The organism is Acidithiobacillus sp. TH-A36 (genome assembly GCF_057473445.1).
Window position 1 is genome coordinate 1 of the sequence record NZ_JBYCKP010000177.1, and the last position, 1,396, is coordinate 1,396.

Genomic DNA, 1,396 nt, shown 5'->3' on the forward strand with positions numbered 1-1,396 from the left:
GGAGCGAAGCAATCCGGTTTCTTTGTAGGAGGATGTTCATGGATATGTTAATCAATCCCACAGTGGTCGAGCTGTCGCGTCTGCAGTTTGCGCTGACCGCCCTGTATCACTTTCTGTTTGTACCCCTGACTCTGGGCCTGACATTTCTGCTGGCCACCATGGAGTCAGTTTATGTCATCACGGGGAAAACCATTTACAAGGAAATGACCCAGTTCTGGGGCAAGCTTTTTGCCATCAATTTTGCATTGGGTGTGGCCACGGGCCTGACCATGGAATTTGAGTTTGGTACCAACTGGTCCATGTACTCACATTTCGTCGGGGATATTTTTGGTACGCCTCTGGCTATTGAAGGCTTGATGGCGTTTTTCATGGAATCCACCTTTGTGGGCATCATGTTTTTTGGTTGGGACCGGATCAGTGCCAAGGCCCATCTGGTCGTGACCTATCTGGTAGCGCTGGGCTCCAACCTTTCCGCATTGTGGATTCTGATAGCTAATGGCTTTATGCAGGACCCCAAGGGGGGGACCTTCGATCCCAACACCATGCGCCTGGAATTCAGCAGCTTTGTCCAGTTGATTTTCAATGAAGACGCCCAGGCGAAATTTGTCCACACATCCATCGCCGGCTTTGTGACCGGATCCATGTTTGTCATGGGCATCAGCGCCTTCTATCTGCTCACCAACAAACGCAAGGATATTGCCCTGCGTTCATTTCGTATTGCTGCAGTTTTCGGAGTGATTTCCACCATTGGTGTGGTGACGCTGGGTGACGCACTGGGCTTCATTGACGCCAAGGCCCAACCCATGAAAGTGGCGGCCATGGAAGCCATCTGGAATACGGATTACAACACCGCCTCGGCATCCTGGAATCTGATTGCTTTCCCGGATAAGGCTGCAGGTAAAAACCTTTTTGAAATTGGTGTTCCCTATGTGCTGACGCCTCTGCTGACCCACTCCGAAGACACCGTCATCCCCGGTATTCATCAATTGGTGGATGAAGCCAAGCCCAGGGTGGCCAATGGCATCAAAGCCATGGTTGCCCTGAAAGAATATAATCATGACCACAGTAACGTGCAGGCTTTGGCGACCTTCAAACAGTATCAGACAGACATGGGCTATGGCTTTCTGGCCATGCAGTACGCCCCTGATCAGGACCTGAAAAAGGTGGATGCCAGCAATCTCGCCAGCGTCGTGGACAAAACGGCTCACGAGACGGTTCCCAATGTCTGGGTAGAATTTTGGGCATTCCGTATCATGGTGGCTTTCGGCTTTATCATGCTCGCCATTTTTGCATTTGCCGCCTATTTCAGCCTCAAAAATGAGGTGGAAAAGCATCCCCTGCTCCTGAAAGTCGCCTTATGGAGTATTCCATTACCCTGGTTTGCCTGTGAATTTGG

The 1,396-nt window shown here is 50.9% G+C and carries 1 protein-coding gene; it reads left to right on the plus strand.

What is annotated here, in order from left to right; genetic code table 11:
• Positions 1 to 38: 38 nt before the first annotated feature.
• Positions 39 to 1,396 (plus strand): cytochrome ubiquinol oxidase subunit I (locus AC2VLY_RS04790; protein ID WP_486921849.1); only part of this gene is annotated, 1,358 nt, incomplete at its 3' end.